Here is a 19,798-nt window from a genome sequence, read left to right as displayed (position 1 = left end):
TACCATTTTAGCCAAAGTCACGCATTTTAACCAAAGACAATATGTGCATTTCATGAAATCGCGTGATAAGGCGGCGCGATGGAAAAACATGATTTAACAAATTTTGATGTCATTATTTTGGGCGCAGGTGGCGCGGGCTTAATGGCGGCGGGCGTTGCGGGACAACGCGGTAAAAAGGTGCTGGTCATTGACCATGCACAGGAAGCGGGCAAAAAAATCCTTATTTCCGGTGGTGGACGATGTAATTTCACCAATATTAACGCCACGACACGCTTTGCGCAGGAGAGATATTTATCAGCCAACCCACATTTTGCAAAATCGGCGCTGGGCCGATATACGCCGCGCGATTTTATCGCCTTGGTCGATAAATATGGCATTTCCTATCATGAAAAAACATTGGGGCAGCTTTTCTGCGATGACAGCGCGTCACAAATAGTCGACATGTTGCTTGATGAATGTGAGTTTGCCGAAAATTGCGGCGGCAGCGTTGATTTCTCCTTTGGCCGTCCGGTGCATGGCGTTTCCCATGAAGATGGGCAATATCATGTCAGCTTTGGCGAACATAGCGCCAATGCGCCCGCGTTGATTATTGCAACAGGCGGGCCGTCCATTCCCAAAATGGGGGCAAGCGGATTTGCTTATGATGTGGCGCGGCAATTTGGATTGAAAATAATTGAACCGCGCCCCGCGCTTGTGCCCTTTACCTTGGGCGGAGAGGATGTGTTGTTTCGCGAATTGTCTGGCATATCGGCGGATGTGGAGGCGATTTGCGGCAAAACCAAATTTCGCGAGGCGGCATTATTAACGCATAAGGGGCTTTCTGGTCCGGCCATTTTGCAAATTTCCAGCTATTGGAAACATGGCGATGTGGTGCATATAAATTTTTGGCCCGACCATCCAAAGGGGCATTTAAAGGCCGCCAAACGCGAAGTGCCGCAATCACATATTAAAAAAATCCTATCGGAGGATTTATCCGACCGATTGGCAGAAACATTGGCCAAAGAAATTGGCGAATGGCGCAACTTGGCCGATTTAACCGATAAATTTTTAGAAGAAATTGAAGCAAAAATCAGGGCATGGCCCTTTACCCCTAATGGAACAGAGGGCTTTGCCAAGGCCGAGGTGACAATAGGCGGCATTTCCACCGATGAATTATCGCAAAAAACCATGGAAGCGAAAAAAATGCCCGGCCTTTATTGCATAGGCGAGGCGGTGGACGTGACCGGATGGTTGGGCGGATATAATTTCCAATGGGCATGGGCCAGCGGCGTTGCAGCAGGGCAGGCGGTGTAAAGGGCTGGCGGTGTAAAGGGCTGGCCCATAAATAATCTATAAATAATATCGCCCATAAAAAAATGCGCCGGAGAATATCCAGCGCATTTTTTATTTGTTATGGTAGGTTTATCCCTGCTTTTTGGCGCGTGATGCCTTTTTACGCTCATTGGGATCAAGCTGTGCCTTACGCAGGCGGATTGATTTTGGTGTAACCTCCACCATTTCATCATCGCCAATATAGGCAATGGCCTGTTCCAATGTCATGCGCCATGCCGGGGTTAAGCGGATGGCATCATCCTTACCCGTGGAGCGGAAGTTGGTAAGCTGTTTCGATTTCATTGGATTTACTTCCAAATCATCCGATTTCGCATTTTCACCAATAATCATGCCTTCATATAATGGCTCACCAGGTGATACCATCAAAATGCCGCGCTCTTCCAATGGGCCAAGCGCATAGGCAACGGCTTCACCCGCACCATTTGAAATTAAAACGCCATTTTTACGGCCTTCAATATTGCCCTTATGCGGGCCATATTTTTCAAATAAACGGTTCATAATGCCGGTGCCGCGTGTGTCGGACAAAAATTCACCATGATAACCGATAAGGCCGCGTGATGGGGCGCTGAATGAAATGCGGGTTTTGCCGCCGCCCGATGGGCGCATGTCGGTCAATTCGCCCTTACGTGTGGCCATTTTTTCAACAACCGTGCCGGAAAATTCATCATCCACGTCAATCACAACGCTTTCATAAGGTTCGGTCTTTTTGCCATTTTCATCTTCGCCAAATAATACGCGCGGACGCGAAATGCCCAGCTCAAACCCCTCACGGCGCATAGTTTCAATTAAAACGCCCAATTGCAATTCGCCGCGTCCGGCAACGTCAAAGCTATCTTTATCGTCGCTTTCGGTAATGCGAATGGCAACATTGCTTTCCGCTTCACGGAATAAACGGTCACGAATCATCCGGCTGGTCACTTTGTCGCCTTCACGGCCCGCCATTGGGCTGTCATTAACGGCAAAGCGCATGGACAAAGTTGGCGGATCAATTGGCTGTGCCTGCAATGGTTCGGACACGCTGACATCCGCAATGGTATCGGCCACGGTGGCGGTGGTTAAGCCAGCAAGGGAGATAATATCGCCCGCCTTTGCACTTTCCACAGGAACGCGTTCCAAACCGCGAAATGACATGATTTTCGATGCGCGGCCCGTTTCAACTACCTTGCCTTCAGGGTTTAACGCATGAATTTGTTGGTTGGTTTTTACTGTGCCGGAAAGGACAAGGCCGGTCAAAATACGGCCAAGGAAATTGTCACGGTCAAGCAAGGTGACAAGCATTTTAAATTCGCCATCAACGTCCGCCTTTGGTTCGGGAACATGGTTGACGATGGTTTCAAATAATGGGGTCAATGTGCCTTCGCGTGCGCTGTCGTCGGTGGAGGCATATCCATTGCGGCCCGATGCGAATAATACAGGGAAATCCAATTGTTCATCATTGGCATCCAAAGAAACGAACAGGTCAAAAACCTCGTCCAAAACCTCTTGAATACGCTCATCAGGGCGATCAACCTTATTCACCACCACAATCGGGCGCAGGCCAAGGGCAAGCGCCTTGCCGGTCACAAATTTGGTTTGCGGCATTGCGCCTTCGGATGAATCGACAAGCAAGATAACGCCGTCCACCATAGAAAGAATGCGTTCCACTTCGCCGCCGAAATCGGCGTGTCCGGGGGTGTCCACAATATTGATTCTTGTCGGCGTCCCATTTTCACCGGCCCATTCAACGCTGGTGCATTTGGCCAAAATGGTAATGCCGCGTTCTTTTTCCAGATCATTGCTATCCATGGCGCGTTCTTCAACGCGTTGATTGTCACGGAAAGTGCCGGATTGGCGGAATAGTTGGTCAACAAGAGTGGTCTTGCCATGGTCAACGTGGGCGATAATCGCGATATTGCGAAGGGACATGATATTTGGCCTTAAACATTGGAAAATGGAATCCATCGACAGTATCGCCGACAAATATTAACGCGCCCTTAGACGCTTTTGTGCTGCGGCGCAACAAGCGATGCTTGCAAAAACGCATATCTGACTGCAAAAGCGGTAAAATGATAGCTTTTGTAAAAAAAATTCTGCCCGATCGGTTTATTTTAATGCTGCTTGCTGCATTGGCGATTGCATGGGCGGTGCCGGTGTCGGGCGATATTTTGTCTATGACTAGGAATATCAGCTTTGCCGCGATATTTGGTTTATTTTTTCTTCATGGCCTGCGTTTATCGCGCCAACAAGTGGGTCAGGCAATGCGCGATTGGCGGGTTCAGGCGGCCATTTTTTTTATGGTTTTTATCGCCATGCCGATATTTGGGTGGTTGTTGATAAAAATAATATCACCGCCGCTTGTCCCTCAATTGATTACTGGCATATTTTTTATGACAATTTTGCCATCCACGGTACAATCCGCGATTAGCTTTACATCATTGGCACGGGGCAATGTTGCCGCATCGGTGGTGGCGGCAACGTTAATTAACCTGTCTGCTGTTATCATGACCCCCATGATGCTCGCGGCATATAGTTTAACCTCTGGCGCGGCATTTGAATGGTCATTGGTGCGAAACATCGCTTTATTATTGTTATTGCCCTTTGCACTTGGCCAAATGATGCAGCCTTTTTTGGGCGAATGGGCGGCCACAAAAAGCGCGATGTTGGCCAAATTTGACAAGGGGGTTATTTTATTGTCGGTTTATGTCGGCTTTGCGGCCAGTGTGGCATCAGGCGCATTGGGTATTGTGGATGTGCGTGCGCTGTCATGGATATTTGCTATTTGTGCAATTATGCTGGTTTTTTCATTTTCTGCATCTTGGCTGCTGGGTAAATATTTGGGTATGAATTTGGAAAATAGGATTAGTATATTATTTGCCGGCGCGCATAAAAGCATTGCCACAGGTGCGCCGATGGCGGCTATATTATTTCCCAAGGAAACCGGGCTTTTCCTGCTTCCCGTCATTATTTATCATATTGGGCAGCTTATCATCTCTGCTCCATTGGCGGATAAACTGGCACAAAAAATATACAGGAATTATCGGCCTGATAATTAAGACAATATATAGGATATGATTAAACATAGTGGGGATTATATGCAAAAATTACATCATAAAAATGCCCTTATCACCGGTGGTGCGCGCGGCATTGGCGCAGCAATTGCCCAATTATTTGCCGTTCATGGTGCGCATATTATTATCGGTGATATTGACGCGGAAAATGGCACGCGCTTGGCCAATAATCTTGGGGGCGAATTTGTTACATTAAATGTAGCCAAGCAGGATGATTGGGCCAGCCTTGCCGAAAAATATCCGCAAATGGACATTGTGGTGAACAATGCGGGCATTACCGGATTTGAAGATGGGCCAAAGCCGCATGATCCGGAAAATTGCAGTCTGGCCGATTGGCATGCGGTTCATGCGGTAAATTTGGACGGGGTGTTTTTGGGGTGCCGCTATGCCATTGCTGCGATGCGGGCCAAGGGTGCGGGGTCGATTATCAATATCTCGTCACGTTCTGGATTGGTCGGCATACCGATGGCCGCGGCCTATGCCTCATCAAAAGCGGCAGTACGCAATCATAGCAAAAGCGTCGCGCTATATTGTGCAGGGCAGGGGTTAAATATCAGGTGCAATTCCATCCATCCCGCCGCAATTTTAACCCCCATGTGGGAGGCGATGATTGGCGATGGACCAGATAGGGAGCAGCGCATGGCCGCCTTTGTCGCCGACACACCAATGAAAAGATTTGGCACAGCGGCAGAGGTTGCGGCACTTGCCCTATTATTGGCCAGCGATGATGCCGCCTATATCACCGGAAGCGAGATGAGTATAGACGGCGGATTATTGGCCGGTTCGGCCGCGTCACCGGGCGGTTGAGATTATAGCTGGCGCAGCGCCTGTGCTGGGCGCACGGTAAGGGAGGGGAGCGCCCCCAATAATCCGATAATCAACGTTACCCCGCCGCCCATGGCAAGGGTTAATAAAATAAGCAGCGGATCAGGATTAAAGGCAAAATCAAAAATCTGCACCACCACCATATAGGCAGCGGCCAAGCCGATAATTGTTGCCAATAAAGATAATATCAACGCCAAAGCCAAATATTCAAATGCCTGTGCCAATAAAATTTGCGCCCGCGTTGCGCCCAACATTTTCATGACGATGCTGTCATAAATGCGGGTGGATTGCTGCGCCGAAATTGCACCAATTAACACCGCTATGCCCGCCAAAATGGCAATGGAAGCGGCCAATGCAATGGCGGTGGACATTTGCCCCAATAAAGTCGTGATTTGGGTGATGACATCGCCCACCTCTATCATGGTGGCAGAGGGGAAATTTTTCGGAATGGCGCGGGCCAAATCGCCTTCGGCCTTTTTATCCACCAATATGGTGGCGACCATATTATGCGGCGCATCGACAAATGTATTTGGGGAAAATACCAAAACATAATTTAACCCAAAATTATCCCATGTCACCTTGCGTAGGGAGGCAATTTTGGCCTCAAAATCCACGCCCAAAATATTGACAACTATCCTGTCGCCAATGTCCAATCCCAATATGGAGGCGACTTCTTCCTCCATGCTGACCAGTGGCGGCCCTTTATAATTGGCGTCCCACCATTTGCCCTTTGTCAATTCGCTGCCTTCGGGGATATTTTGGCTATATGTAATGCCTCTATCCCCGCGCAAAACCCATGCATCCTCTGGTAATTCTTGCAAATCTGCGACCACAATATTTTTATATTCGGTAATCGACCCGCGCAGTGCAGGGATTAAATTAACCTTTGCCTTTGCATCATTTTTTTTGATAAGCGCGTCAAAGTCGCCTGATTTTTCCTTTGGAATGTCCAGCACAAAGAAATTTGGTGCTTCCTTGGGCACATTATTCGCAATTTCATTGTTAATGCTGCTTTGGATTGCGGCCAATGTTACAAACATTGTAAGGCCAAGGCCAAGCGCGACAATCAACATTTTGATATTTGAACCAGGGCGATAGAGATTTTTTATCGCCATGCGCAGCACAATATTTTTGGGCAGCGGCAAAGATGCAGAAATTTTGATAATGGCAATGGCCAGCATCCATAATATAGCAAAAACCAATAATGCAGCGATGATAAATCCAGCTGAAAATAACTTTTCCCGTGCGGTCAGCACCGCCAATGCCGCAATTAAAATTAACGCGGCGACATTTACCCATTTGGCCCATTTTGGTGTGGGCAAATCATCCTCCACCGCTGAACGGAAAATCCGTGCGGCGGGAACCAATTGTGCGGTGGATAATGGCCGTATGGCAAAGGCAAGCGCGGTTAATGCGCCAAAAGCCGCGCTGATAATTAAGGGCAGAGGATAAATATCCACGCCCGGCTGCACCGGCAATATATCACCGGCAAAAAAAGTAATGACAAAGGGCGCAAATATGCCAATGGCCAATCCCGTGATAATCGCAAAAATACTGATTATCGAAATTTGCAAAAGATAGATGGTGAAAATTCCCCGACTATCCAATCCCAAAATTTTTAATGTGGCGATGGAGGATTTTTTTCCTGCGAGATAAGAACTGACCCCATTACCCACGCCAATGCCCGATATGGTCAGTGCTGCCAAACCGACCAATCCCAAAAATTGACCCATTCGTTCAATAAATCTTTGTGTGCTGGGCGCACCATTGCCCGCATTTTTAAAATCAAAACCTTGCTTGCTATATTTTTTTTCAAATGATTTGGTCAAATTTTCTAAATCAGGCTGTGGGTCATTATTGGGCGTATTTCCCGGATTATTGGCGGATAATTGCAGCCGATATTTTGAACTATATAGGCTGCCAGGCTGCACCAAATTGGTGCTGGCTATATCGTCAATATTGATAATGGCGACGGGGCCCAAGGTAAAGCCCTCTCCCAAACGATCCGGTTCATCCTTGATAATTGCCTTTATGGTAAAATCTGCCTGACCAAAACGCAATTTTTGACCAATGTTTAGCGAAAGCCGGTCCGCCATAGCCTGTGCGATATAAATTTCGCCCTTTTGCGGCGGGGTGTCGGATGCCGCGCGATGGGTGGCCAATGCACCATAAAGCGGATAATTATCATCCACCGCCTTTAATTCGGAAAGGGCGCTTTCCTCATTGGCGGGGTTAAAAGCCATGGCCCGCATTCTTAACGTTTTAGACAGGCGGCCATAGGCAGTAAATTCGGCCAATTCTTTATTATTTGCCTGTCGCTGGGACAATGATATTTCGATATCGCCGCCCAATATATTTTGCCCCCTCGCGGCCAGCTCTGCGGCAATGGAGCTGGTCAAACTGCCAATACCGGCCAATGTTGCCACACCCAATAAAATGCAGATGAATAATAAACGCAGCCCGCGAATTTTAATATGCATATCGCGCAGGGCAAGACGCCAAAGGGTCGAAAATTGATTAACATTACCCATATTGCTGCTCACAAACTATCTTCGCTCAACATGCCATCGGCCATGCGCAGCACACGGTCGCATTTTTGCGCCAGACTGGGATCATGGGTAATCATCAATAATGTCGCGCCAATGGCTTTTTGCCGATCGAACAATAATTTGATAATATTTGCCCCGGTTTCGCCATCCAAATTGCCCGTGGGTTCATCGGCAAATAAAATGGCCGGCGCACCCGCTGTGGCCCGGGCAATGGCAACGCGTTGTTGCTCCCCGCCCGATAATTGGGTGGGGTAATGGGTGACACGGTGGGACAGGCCAACCGCCGCCAATTCCTGCCTTGCTTTTTCTTCATAGCCATCAACACCCGCCAATTCCATAGGGACCATGACATTTTCCAATGCGGTCATTGTGGGGAGCAAGTGAAAAGCCTGTAATATAATTCCAATGCGCCCCCGCCGCGCCAGTGATAATTCATCCTCATTCAAAGAAGTAAACTCTGTCCCATCAACGATGACCGTCCCGCTACTTGCCCGTTCTAAGCCTGATAATATCGCCATAAGCGAGCTTTTGCCCGAACCAGATGGGCCAAGAAGGGCGATGCTTTGCCCGCGCAAAATCTCTAAATCCACGCCTTTCAGAATATCAACCTTGGATTCAGCGTCGCCAAGGGACAGCTTTAACTTGCGCGCAGCGATTGCGACATTATCTTGTTTAAGATTATATTGGGTCATGGAAAAAAGGATGTGCCTTAAAATGCGTTTATTTAATTTTATAAGATATGGGGTTCTTATCCTTTTTTTCCAAGGTTTATCGGCCTGTGATGGACAAACAACAGCTGGTATCGACCAACAGCAACAAAATAATATGGTTGATGTTGCAAAGCCGCAGCAAGAAGATGCTAAATTTTTGGTTCTGGCCTTTGGCGATAGCTTATATGCTGGATATGGATTGAAATCGGGTGAGGGGCTTGTCCCCATGTTGCAATCCTCCCTGCAGGCAGATGGCATGTCGGTAAAGGTTCACCCTGCCGGCGTGTCGGGTGACACCACAATGGCAGGGCTTAAACGCTTTTCATTTGTGCTGGATAATTTGAAACGCAAACCCGATCTTATTTTATTGGGGCTTGGCGGGAATGATATGCTGCGCGGCATTTCGCCCGCACAGACCGCAGAAAATTTAACCCAGATGATGGACATTGCCAAATCAAAAAACATCCCCGTCATGTTAACCGGCATGATTGCGCCGACCAATATGGGCGCGGAATATGTAAATAAATTCAATGCAATATATCCAAAACTTGCCAAAAAATATCAGGCAAATCTATACCCCTTTATTTTGGATGGGGTTGTCACAGATAAAAAATATATGTTGCCAGATGCTATTCACCCCAATGCAGAGGGGATTAAAATTATTGTGAATCGCATTTCGCCGATGGTGAATGACAGTTTACAGAAAGCTGCTAGGTAAATTGACCAACATTTATATATTTCATAAAGATATAAATTATAATTTTTTTGCATTATATTTTTTTATAGGGCCAATATGGCGCCAATGAACGTTTAGTTAAGTCAGGGAACAAATATGTCAGATGATAAGAATTTAGCTGCTAATGCAACCGCCACTAAAGCGGCAGAGGCGCCCGCATTTGATTTAAAATTGGATCCGCCATCGCCCGTTCCCACAATTAAGGCGGAAAGCGCCATTGGTTTGGTGCCGGTCAGTGATGAACAAAAAAGCCAATTGGAAGTAAAGGTTGATAGCTTTGTTGATGATTTAATCGCCCAAGATGTGAATTCACCCGAATTTGGCAAGCGTGTTGACCAATTGACCAATATGGGGCGCAAGGAAATTATGGCGGCAGCCGGTCAATCAAACCGTTTTCTTGACCGTCCTGTTCGCGCCATGGATGATGAAGCCAGCGTGGGCGCAAATTTGGCCGAGCTGCGCCGCACGATTGAGGATTTGGATCCGTCAAAACAGGGTAATTTATTAACGCCGAAAAAATTATTCGGCATTATTCCCTTTGGCAATAAAATGCGCAATTATTTTGACAGTTATAAAAGCTCTCAAGACCATATCAGCACCATTTTGGCGCGTTTGGCAGGGGGCAAAGACGAATTATTGATGGACAACGCCTCCATTGATGTGGAACGTCAAAATTTATGGGCGGCAATGGGTAAATTGGAACAGATGATCCATTTGTCCAAGGTGATGGACGCCAAATTGGAAGATAAAGCCAATGATTTGGACGCGTCCGACCCCGCCAAGGCAAAGGCAATTCGTGAAACTGCCCTATTTTATGTGCGCCAAAGAACCCAAGATTTATTGACCCAAATGGCAGTTACGGTTCAAGGTTATTTGGCATTGGATTTGGTAAAGAAAAATAATGTTGAATTGGTAAAGGGCGTGGACCGCGCCTCCACCACCACCGTTGGGGCGCTGCGCACCGCGGTTACCGTGGCCCAGGCAATGACCAACCAAAAATTGGTGTTGGAACAAATTACCCAATTAAACAGCACCACCGCCAGCATCATTGACGGCACAGGTAAAATGTTGCGCGAAAATACCGCGACTATCCATGAACAGGCCGCCAATTCAACCATTCCATTGGAAACATTGCAACGCGCGTTCCAAAATGTGTATGACACAATGGACGCCATCGATACATTTAAGTTAAAGGCTTTGGACAGCATGAAACAAACCACCGATGCCTTGACCAATGAGGTTGAAAAATCGCGCGGTTATATTGCCCGGGTCGAAGGGCAGGCAAGGGCAACACAGGAAGCTCAGGATTCGGGGCTGTTAAGCTCTTTAGGGAATTAAGTTACATGGCTGAACGATTGGATAGTGATGAAATTTTGGCATCAGCCGCGCGGTCATATGCACGGGTAAAAATGGGGCCGCACATCGGCATTAAAAGCCAAGAATTGAAACGTAGCGATTTGAAAAGCAAGGCAGGGCGAACCTTATTTGCCATTGGCGCAATATTGGTGGGTGCGGGCATTGTCGGTTCGATAATTGACGGTATTGGCATTACCGGTGTGATGATTACCGGATTATTGGGCGCGGGCGCGGCATATATGTTCATGCGGTATCCGCGCATGAAAATGCCCACAATGGAAAGTTTGCGTCAAACAGATTTGAAAACTTTGGTCGGCAAAACCGAATTATGGTTGGAGGCGCAACGCGGCTATTTACCACGTCAGGCAGTGGAAATTTTGGACGGCATTGGCACCAGATTGGACCAGCTTGCCCCGCATATTGTCGAATTGCCCGAACATGAACCGGCGGCCAATGAAATTCGAAAATTGGTGGGCGAACATTTGCCCGAAATGGTGGGCAGTTACCGCCGTATTCCCGATTCATTAAAAAATAAATCTGATCATGGGCCAACACCACATCAACAATTAATCGGCGGCTTAACCTTAATTGATCAAGAAATCGAAGCGGTGACCAAGCAAATTGTGCGCGGTGAATTGGACAAATTGGCCATTAGAGGGCGCTATCTTGAAATGAAATATGATAAGGAAGCGGCGGAATAGGGGTTTATACCTCCACCCTATTTTTTCATAATCTGGCCATATATTATGGCAGCTTTATATTATGTCGCCGCTATTTAATGGGGTGGGAATATAATGGGGTAGGTATATAAATCGCACCCATTATTTTTTGATGATGCCGTCGGATAATATGCCATGGGCAATGTTTGCAACCTCACTCGCCGTCATTTCTTCGGACCAAATGCCGTAACGTAATCCTAAAAATACGTTCATTCCCATTATTGCCCATGCATGCGCCTCGGTCAGTTGAGTGCTTAATTCACCGTTATCCGCTCCTTTTTGTAGGCGCATGAAAATCCGCTCTGCCGTTCCTTGATAATGTTCGCGGTAACTTTGCGGATCGGCAAATTCTGCTTCGTCAATAATTCGGTATATTTCCTTATGCTCCCTTGAAAATTCGATAAAAGCGGACAGGGCGGTGCGTTCTTTTTCCAATGCATTTTCCCTGCCTGTCATGGCGGCGGCGGCTTGTTCCTTTACCCGTTCGCTCATATCCTTGACCAAGGCGCGGAATACCTCTTCCTTGCTATCAAAATAGGTATAAAAACTTCCCAATGCGACCTTTGCCCTTTGTGTGATGGAAACAATGGAGGTTTCGCCAAAGCCATTTGCGCCAAATTCCATGGCCGCCGCGTCCAATATGGCGCGCATTGTCCGCCGTCCGCGTTCGGTGCGGGGGACTTTATGGCCAATTGCATTGTCACTTATGGCCTGTTTTGGTCCGTTTTTTAATATTGGTTTTTTAGAGGCAGGTTTTTTGGCAATTATCTTTTTAGAATTGGCCTTTTTACCAATTACCTTGTCGGCAATCGCCTTTTTACCAATTACCTTGTCGGCAATCGCCTTTTTAGGTGCGGCATTTTTTATCACTGTTGCCTTTTTAGCACTGCCTTTGGTCATAATATTGCCTCATCCATTTCATAGTTGAAAGTTGGTTCAACTTTCATTATTACTTATTTCGATTTCATACTCATAGAGTATTGAAACCAATATGAGGAGAGAAAAAATGAGAGATTTTCAGCGCGCAATACGCTTTGTGGCTTTAAGTAGCGTGGCGATAGGGGGCTTGGCCGCAGCGCCTTTATATGCACAATCAACAAAATCAGTGGCGCAAGAAGCAGATGATGAGGGCGTTATCATTGTTACCGCCCGCCGCCGTGACGAAAGCCTTACCGATGTCCCCATTGCGATTACCGCCTTTTCGGGTGAGCAATTGGAACAACAAGGCGCGATTGATATCACCGATATTGGTTTGACAACGCCCAATACCACATTGGAGCCATCACGCGGAACAAATTCAACGCTGACTGCCTTTATTCGCGGTGTGGGACAGCAGGATCCCGTTTCCGGATTTGAACAGGGCGTTGGCATATATTTGGACGATGTTTATTTGAACCGTCCACAGGCGGCGGTTTTGGATATATATGATGTGGAACGGATTGAGGTGCTTCGCGGCCCGCAAGGGACATTATATGGCCGCAATACAATTGGCGGCGCGATTAAATATGTCACTAAATTATTACCGCAAGAACCATCATTTAAGGCGCGGGTCGCCTATGGCAGTTTTAACCAAGCCGATGCCGTCATATCGGGCAGCTTTCCCATTTCCGATATGGTGCGTGTTGGCGCATCGGGCGCGCGATTGTCACGCGGGGGATTTGGTGAAAATTTAACCACTGGATTGGATAATTATAATAAGGATATTTGGGCCGCGCGCGGCACATTTGAAATGGGCGGATATGGTGCGCCTATTTTAATCCGCATTTCGGGTGATTATACCAAGGATGAAAGCAACCCGCGCGGCGGCCACCGGCTTATCCCGGGTGCGCGTTCCGGTGCGCCTGTTCTGTCCGATGTTTATGATACGCGCGGCGCATTAAATTTCCCGAAACAGGATGTGGAGGCTTATGGTCTGTCGATGAATATATCGGCCAATTTGTCGGACAATATCACCCTTCGTTCGATAAGCGCATGGCGCAAAGATGACAGCGCATCACCAATTGATTTTGATGCTTTGCCTGCAATCGACCTTGATGTGCCTGCGGTATATCGCAATGAACAGGTCAGCCAGGAATTCCAAATCCTATATGAAAGCGACAGGTTTAACGGGCTATTTGGATTTTATTATTTAGATGCCACCGCCGATACCGGTTTTGATGTGCGCTTGTTCACGGCCAATGCCGCATTGCCAAATTTAACCGCCTTTACCAAGGCAAATGTCGATACTGAAACCTATGCCATTTTTGGCGATTTCACCTATGATCTGACCGATCAATTAAGCGTGTCTGTTGGCGGGCGATATACTTGGGATGAACGCAGCGCCGATATTTTGCGGCAAAATTACTTTTTGGGAACAATTGGCGGCTCACCATTTTTTGGCGGCAATAGCATCGCGCTTGGCGGGCCAAGCACCAATTTTAAGGGCAGCGAGGATTTTAAGAAATTTACCCCCCGCGCGTCCTTAACATTTAAACCCACCCCCGATCACACCCTTTATGCCAGTTTTTCACAAGGGTTTAAGGGCGGCGGGTTTGACCCGCGCGGTGTTGGTGTCAACGCACCTGCGGCCATTGTCGGCGCGCCAACCAATGAAGAAATCGCCTCCTTCCTCAGCTTTGACCCTGAAAAGGTAAATAGCTATGAATTGGGGTATAAGGGCAGTTTATTTGATGGCGGCTTAAACCTTGCTCTTGCAGGATTTTATGCTGATTATACCGACGTGCAAATTCCAGGATCAGTCGCGTGCACCGTGGCTGGTACGCCAAGTTTCTGCGGCGTGGTGTCCAATGCGGGCAAGGCTACGTTTAAGGGTCTTGAATTTGAAGCTAATGCAAGACTGGGCCGGGATTTAATGACCTCTGGCGATCGGTTAAACCTGTCGGCGACAATGGGGTATATTGACGCGCAATATGATGAATATATCACCAATATTGGCAATGTTCCGACCGATGTGTCGCAATATCGCGAGGTACAAAATACCCCAAAATGGACAGCCAGCGGCAGTTTATCCTATACTATGCCCATTGGCGCGGGTGATTTATTCATGGGGACCAGCCTGTCTTACCGCAGCAAAACCTATCAATTTGAGGTGCCAAACCCCTATATTGATCAATCTGGATATGCCCTATGGGATGCCAATATTGTCTATACCGCGCCCGATGGCCGGTGGAATATTGGCCTGCATGGCAAAAATCTGACGGGCAAGGAATATATCACATCGGGTTATACATTTGTGGTGGCCAATCCGGTGACGGGCGCCATTACCAATGGCACAAATAATCTGCCCATTCCCTCGCTTGGTTTAGAAGGCACATTGACCGCATTTTACGGCAATCCGCGTCAGGTCTTTGTGACTGCGGGAGTAAAATTCTGACCCAGTTGGCAGATAAAGCCCCCAATTTGGGGCAAGAAATAGAGCATGGCCGCGCATATCGCGCGGTCGTGCTTGCCATGTTGTTATTGGTTTATACCTTTAACTTTCTGGACAGACAGATTTTGGGAATTTTGGCCGTTCCAGTAAAGGCGGATTTGGGATTGTCCGATACGCAATTGGGCGCATTGGGGGGCATTGCATTTGCATTATTATATTCCACAATGGCTATCCCGCTGGCCTTAATTGCCGATCGGACAAGCCGGACATGGGTGATAACAATTTCGCTTGTTATATGGAGCGGGTTTACCGCCCTATGCGGGATTGCCAGTAATTTTTGGCAGATGTTTTTATATCGTTTGGGCGTCGGAGTGGGCGAGGCGGGCGGCGTTGCGCCATCCTATGCAGTGATTGCGGATTATTTTCCCAGCCATGAACGCGCCCGTGCATTGGCCATATATTCATTGGGAATCCCATTGGGTTCGGCCGCAGGGGTGTTATTTGGCGGATATATTGCCCAGCAAGTTGAATGGCGCACCGCCTTTATTGTCGTGGGGGTGGCAGGGATAATCATCGCGCCATTTTTCCGTTTAATAGTGAAAGAGCCCAAAAAGGCAAAGGCCCCTGAACCAATATCGGGGCAGCGCGCGGAAACAATTGGCACGGTGTTCAAAATTTTGGCCGCAAAAAAAAGTTTCTGGCTTTTATCCTTTGGCGCGTCGATGAGCTCGCTTTGCGGATATGGTATTGCATTTTGGTTGCCCAGTTTAATGCAGCGCAGCTTTGGCCTTGATTTAATCGAAACATCGCATTTTTACGGCGCCATTTTGTTAATAGGCGGTATATTTGGTGTGTTGGGCGGTGGCTGGCTTGGTGATTATTTTGGCAAAAAGGACCGCGCTGCCTATGCATGGCTGCCCGCAATATCATTCATATTGGGCGTGCCATTATTTGCAGGGGGCATTTTATCGTCCACCGCATCAACGGCATTTTTCTTTTTCTTAATTCCGCAGGCATTGGGTTATGTGTGGTTGGGGCCGGTTCTTTCGGCGGTCCAACATCTTGTCCCTGCGCATATGCGCGCGACCGCTTCGGCCAGTTTCTTGTTCATCAATAATTTAATCGGGCTTGGCTTTGGCACATTAATTTTGGGCGCATTATCCGATTATTATACCGGCCTTTATGGGGGTGAGGGGCTGCGCTATGCGATTTTAACCGCATTAATTTTTTATGTTTTCGCGGCGATATTTTTGGCCTTTGCGGGCAAGCATTTGCGCAAAGATTGGACGATATGAAGATGAATGACAATGATGGTCCATTATATCATGATCATTTTTATCGCAGCGCCGATGACAGGTTAAACCTATATGCGCGGATATATGATATAGGTGCAAAGACCACCCCTATATTATTGATGCATGGATTAACCCGTAACAGCGCAGATTTTGAAAATTTGGCAGCCATTTTATCCCCGCATCATAATTTAATCATTCCCGACCAACGCGGGCGCGGCAAATCAGATTATGATAATGACCCAAGCCAATATAGGCCTGATATTTATGCCGCAGATATGTTCGCTTTATTGGCGTCGTTAAATGTCAAGGAAACAGTGATGATTGGCACGTCAATGGGCGGTTTAATCGCCATGTTAATGGCCGCCCATCATCAACCAATTTGCCGCGCCCTTATATTAAATGATATCGGGCCAGAGGTTGAGAGCAAAGGTCTTCGACGTTTACAGCAATATGTTGGCAAAAGCCCCAAAATGAATAATTGGCAAGATGCGGCCAATTTATGCAGGGCCAGCAATGAAATTGCCTTTCCCGATTATGATGAAAAAGATTGGATGAAATTTGCCCGTCGGACATGTGAAATGGGACAGGATGGGGCATTAAAATTTGCCTATGACCTGTCCATTGCAAACGGGGTTCAGGGCGATAAACCAAATGCTGCGCCGGCCAATTTATGGCCATTATGGGAGATATTAAACGGCATTCCCATATTATGCATCAGGGGAGAGACATCCGATATTTTAACCCCGCAAATTTTACACAAAATGCACCATAGCCATGCCCCAAATTTTTCATATATCGAAATAATGGGGCGCGGCCATGCACCCATGTTGGATGAGCCAGATGCTGTTCGCGCCATTGAACAATTTTTACAGATAAATCGATAATTTACTGCCGATTTTTGGAATATATTTTCTGTCCATTTATCTGGAGCGAGAAGGGATGATTTAATCATAAATCTTAAATGCTTGAAATTTTCGGTATAAGGCGCTAAATATCCATTAAGTTTAACGCAAATAAATGCGTTCTGGATAATATGAAGAGTGAGTACGGCATGGTCGATAAGACCGGACCATCGCCGCAACGACCGAAAAATGCTGGGGGCACTGGACATTATCGGTCAAATCGGGCGGCGAGAAGTAAGAGTGCAAAACCATCTACGCAGCAAAATTTTGCTGTAAATAATCATGGCCAGCGGAAAAAACCATTAAATGGCCCAGCAGTTAATGGTTCATCAGTTAATGACGCTTTCGTTAATGGCCCTGCAAAAGCCCAGCCTAAAAAAACGCCGCAAAGCCATGTAAATGGCCGCAAAACCTATGCCGCGCTGGACCTTGGCACCAATAATTGTCGTTTATTAATTGCCAAGGCGGGTAATGCAAATTTCACCGTGGTTGATGCCTTTTCAAAGGTTGTGCGATTGGGTGAGGGGATTGGCCAAACCGGCAGGATAAGCGACGCTGCGATTGAACGCACCATCGATGCATTGCACATTTGCGCGCAAAAATTAAAACGCCGTCATGTCATTTTGGCGCGCAGTGTCGCGACCGAGGCGTGCAGGCGGGCGACCAATGGACCAGAATTTATTGAACGGGTGCGCCGCGAAACGGGCATATATTTGGACATTATATCTGCCGAGGAAGAAGCGCGTCTGGCCGTCATGGGGTGCCATGTTTTATTGCCTCCAGGGCAAGGGCCAGCTTTGATTTTCGATATTGGCGGCGGCTCGACCGAGCTGGTCCTTGTCGATACGGATAAGGGGATACCGCGTATTTTGGATTGGGTCAGCATCCCATGGGGCGTTGTTTCATTGACCGAGGCACAGCCAAATGTAAGCAGTGATGACGCGCAAATTCGCGCACAAGCATATGAAGAGATGAAAAAAATTGTCGCACAAGCATTTACCGGATTTGCGCAAAAAATTAACGGTTTAATGGCTGGCGATATGCGAATTTTGGGCACATCAGGCACAATTACGACTTTGGCCAGCATTTATTTACAATTGGATCATTATGATCGTTCGGTTGTGGATGGCTTGGTGGTTCCATCAAAAGATATGCTGGAAATAAGCCATATTTTGGCGGGCCAAACCCCGCGTCAACGCGCCGAATATCCCTGCGTCGGTAATGAAAGATCCGATTTGGTGGTGGCGGGCTGCGCGATTTTAGAAGAAATATTGACCCTGTGGCCAAGTGACGAAATTTGCGTGGCCGATCGCGGGATAAGAGAGGGTATATTGCGCCTGTTAATGGCCAGTAACAATAAAATGATTCCGCAAATTTTAAGTCAGAAAAATATATGAAAACCAAAGGAACAAGCGGCAGATCATTTGGTGGCCGCCAAAAGGTAAAGACCGCCAAAAGAAGATCCGCCCAATCAACCCGTTGGTTGGAACGCCAATTAAACGACCCCTATGTCAAATTGGCAAAGGCACAGGGATATCGCAGCCGCGCCGCCTTCAAATTATTGGAATTGGATGAAAAATTTGATTTCATCCGCCATAGCAAGGCCGTGGTTGATTTGGGCATTGCGCCAGGCGGGTGGACACAGGTAATCCGCAATAAACGCCCCAATGCGCCGATTGTTGGCATTGATTTATTGCCCGTTGAGCCGATTGAGGGCGCGGTAATTTTTGAAATGGATTTTACCGATAATGATGCACCGGAAAAGATTTTGGAGGCGTTGGGCCAAATGCCCGATTTAATCATATCGGACATGGCGGCAAATACGGTGGGGCATAAACAAACCGACCATTTACGCACCATGGGTTTGGTGGAAATGGCGGTGGATTTTGCGGTTCAACATTTGGTGGTTGGCGGCACATTCATTGCAAAGGTTTTTGCCGGCGGCACGGATAAGGCGCTGCTTGATATATTAAAGGCCAATTTTACCAGCGTGAAACATGCCAAACCTCCCGCCAGCCGCAAGGGCAGTGTTGAATGGTATGTGATTGCAAAGGGTAAGAAAGAAAAGGCTGCGGACCAATTTATTGATAATCGCGAAATTGATAAGCGCGAAAATAATTTTGGCGAAGAAGATTAAATTTTCTTTCGCGCCTTATCAATGGCAGCTTGTAATTTTTCCTTGCCCACTGCGCCTTCAATCACTTCATCACCGATGATGAATGTGGGGGTGCCGGAAAATCCAATTTGCCGAGCATAACCAATATTTTGCGCAATTTCATTTTTCGCTTCGTCGCTTTTGATAAATGCCTCGGCAGCGGCCATATCTAATCCGGCCTTTTGCGCCTGTGCGCGGATGATATTATTGTCCAATCCCTGCACTGCGAATAATAAATTATGCATTTGTTGATATTTGCCTTGCTTCGCGGCGGCCAAGGACCAAAATGCTGCTTGCTGGCTTGACTCTGCCAAAATGGGAAGCTCCCTAAACACCACTTTGACATCTTTATTGGTGGCTACCAATGCCTCTATATCCGAAACCGATTTACGGCAAAAGCCGCAATTATAATCGCTAAATTCTACTATTGTAATTTTGGCATTGGCTGGGCCAATAAAGCCATTGGCAAAGGGTTTTAACAATGCCGATCCCGCCTGTGACAAATTGGCCTGGCTTTGTTTATTTTTTAACCGTTCCATTGCTTCGGGAATAATTTCCGGATTTTCCAAAATATATTGGCGAATAATCGCCTCTGTCGCGGCGCGTTCATCCTTGCTAATCCCCGCATCGGCAATGGCGGCTTCGTCTTCATTGTCGCTGGACGATGCACTTTTTCCATATTGGCTCCAAATAAACATGGCCGCCAAAAGGATAGCCAAAATGCCTGCCAAAATTATAAATGGCTTAACGGATGGGGAAATGCTGCTTTTTGTCATAAGATGGCCTTTATCAACCTATGCGG

16 protein-coding genes are annotated in these 19,798 nt (G+C 47.3%); 11 read left to right on the top strand and 5 right to left on the bottom strand.

Annotation, left to right across the window (positions count from 1 at the left end):
* Positions 1–78 precede the first annotated feature (78 nt).
* Positions 79–1,293, top strand: a complete 1,215-nt coding sequence (locus LPB140_RS10790) for a BaiN/RdsA family NAD(P)/FAD-dependent oxidoreductase (protein WP_072559834.1) — start codon at positions 79–81, stop codon at positions 1,291–1,293.
* Between the two features lie 108 nt (positions 1,294–1,401).
* Here the strand turns inward: LPB140_RS10790 and typA are convergent, their stop codons facing one another.
* Positions 1,402–3,237, bottom strand: a complete 1,836-nt coding sequence (gene typA / locus LPB140_RS10785) for a translational GTPase TypA (RefSeq protein ID WP_072559833.1) — start codon at positions 3,235–3,237, stop codon at positions 1,402–1,404.
* A 140-nt stretch (positions 3,238–3,377) separates the two neighbouring features.
* On the opposite strand from typA, the gene LPB140_RS10780 reads away from it, so the two are divergent.
* Both LPB140_RS10780 and LPB140_RS10775 read left to right on the top strand, forming a co-directional pair.
* Positions 3,378–4,364, top strand: coding sequence for a bile acid:sodium symporter family protein (locus LPB140_RS10780; RefSeq protein ID WP_156874194.1), 987 nt, complete (start codon positions 3,378–3,380; stop codon positions 4,362–4,364).
* Between the two features lie 39 nt (positions 4,365–4,403).
* Positions 4,404–5,186, top strand: coding sequence for an SDR family oxidoreductase (locus tag LPB140_RS10775; RefSeq protein WP_072559832.1), 783 nt, complete (start codon positions 4,404–4,406; stop codon positions 5,184–5,186).
* 2 nt (positions 5,187–5,188) lie between these two features.
* Here LPB140_RS10775 and LPB140_RS10770 read toward each other — a convergent pair whose 3' ends face one another.
* Positions 5,189–7,747: an ABC transporter permease gene (locus tag LPB140_RS10770; RefSeq protein WP_335682191.1), complete on the bottom strand. Its 2,559-nt coding sequence runs from the start codon at positions 7,745–7,747 to the stop codon at positions 5,189–5,191.
* Positions 7,744–8,445, bottom strand: a complete 702-nt coding sequence (locus LPB140_RS10765; RefSeq protein ID WP_072559830.1) for an ABC transporter ATP-binding protein — start codon at positions 8,443–8,445, stop codon at positions 7,744–7,746. The genes LPB140_RS10770 and LPB140_RS10765 overlap by 4 nt, the downstream gene beginning before the upstream one ends.
* Positions 8,446–8,467: 22 nt before the next feature.
* On the opposite strand from LPB140_RS10765, the gene LPB140_RS10760 reads away from it, so the two are divergent.
* From LPB140_RS10760 to LPB140_RS10750, 3 genes are all read left to right on the top strand, one after another.
* A complete protein-coding gene (locus LPB140_RS10760; RefSeq protein WP_072560889.1) occupies positions 8,468–9,181 on the top strand; it encodes an arylesterase in 714 nt (237 codons plus the stop codon).
* A gap of 114 nt (positions 9,182–9,295) precedes the next feature.
* Entirely contained in the window at positions 9,296–10,537 is a 1,242-nt protein-coding gene (locus LPB140_RS10755) for a toxic anion resistance protein (RefSeq protein WP_072559829.1), read from the top strand.
* Positions 10,538–10,542: 5 nt separating this feature from the next.
* The gene (locus tag LPB140_RS10750; protein ID WP_072559828.1) at positions 10,543–11,256 is read left to right on the top strand and encodes a hypothetical protein; all 714 of its coding nucleotides are present in this window, start codon (positions 10,543–10,545) and stop codon (positions 11,254–11,256) included.
* A gap of 120 nt (positions 11,257–11,376) precedes the next feature.
* Here the strand turns inward: LPB140_RS10750 and LPB140_RS10745 are convergent, their stop codons facing one another.
* On the bottom strand, positions 11,377–12,174 hold the full coding sequence (locus LPB140_RS10745) for a TetR/AcrR family transcriptional regulator (RefSeq protein ID WP_335682190.1): 798 nt from the start codon (positions 12,172–12,174) through the stop codon (positions 11,377–11,379).
* A gap of 106 nt (positions 12,175–12,280) precedes the next feature.
* On the opposite strand from LPB140_RS10745, the gene LPB140_RS10740 reads away from it, so the two are divergent.
* The 5 genes from LPB140_RS10740 (at position 12,281) to LPB140_RS10720 (ending at position 18,978) form a co-directional block, all read left to right on the top strand.
* Complete coding sequence (locus LPB140_RS10740) at positions 12,281–14,647, top strand: TonB-dependent receptor (protein ID WP_072559827.1); 2,367 nt, start codon at positions 12,281–12,283, stop codon at positions 14,645–14,647.
* Between the two features lie 77 nt (positions 14,648–14,724).
* Positions 14,725–15,939 carry a spinster family MFS transporter gene (locus LPB140_RS10735; protein ID WP_072560885.1) on the top strand — a complete coding sequence of 405 codons (1,215 nt, stop codon included), beginning with the start codon at positions 14,725–14,727 and terminating at the stop codon, positions 15,937–15,939.
* Positions 15,936–16,823 carry an alpha/beta fold hydrolase gene (locus LPB140_RS10730; RefSeq protein WP_232223399.1) on the top strand — a complete coding sequence of 296 codons (888 nt, stop codon included), beginning with the start codon at positions 15,936–15,938 and terminating at the stop codon, positions 16,821–16,823. Before LPB140_RS10735 ends, LPB140_RS10730 begins: the two co-directional genes overlap by 4 nt.
* A gap of 149 nt (positions 16,824–16,972) precedes the next feature.
* On the top strand, positions 16,973–18,238 hold the full coding sequence (locus tag LPB140_RS10725) for a Ppx/GppA phosphatase family protein (protein WP_232223398.1): 1,266 nt from the start codon (positions 16,973–16,975) through the stop codon (positions 18,236–18,238).
* Positions 18,235–18,978, top strand: coding sequence for an RlmE family RNA methyltransferase (locus LPB140_RS10720; RefSeq protein WP_072559824.1), 744 nt, complete (start codon positions 18,235–18,237; stop codon positions 18,976–18,978). Before LPB140_RS10725 ends, LPB140_RS10720 begins: the two co-directional genes overlap by 4 nt.
* Here LPB140_RS10720 and LPB140_RS10715 read toward each other — a convergent pair.
* Positions 18,975–19,772 carry a DsbA family protein gene (locus LPB140_RS10715; RefSeq protein WP_083550341.1) on the bottom strand — a complete coding sequence of 266 codons (798 nt, stop codon included), beginning with the start codon at positions 19,770–19,772 and terminating at the stop codon, positions 18,975–18,977. The genes LPB140_RS10720 and LPB140_RS10715 overlap by 4 nt on opposite strands.
* Positions 19,773–19,798: the final 26 nt, after the last annotated feature.

This window comes from Sphingorhabdus lutea (genome assembly GCF_001889025.1).
Classification (GTDB): Bacteria; Pseudomonadota; Alphaproteobacteria; order Sphingomonadales; family Sphingomonadaceae; genus Sphingorhabdus_B; species Sphingorhabdus_B lutea.
Note: the sequence above shows the minus strand (reverse complement) of the source record. Positions and strands in the feature narration are given on the sequence as shown.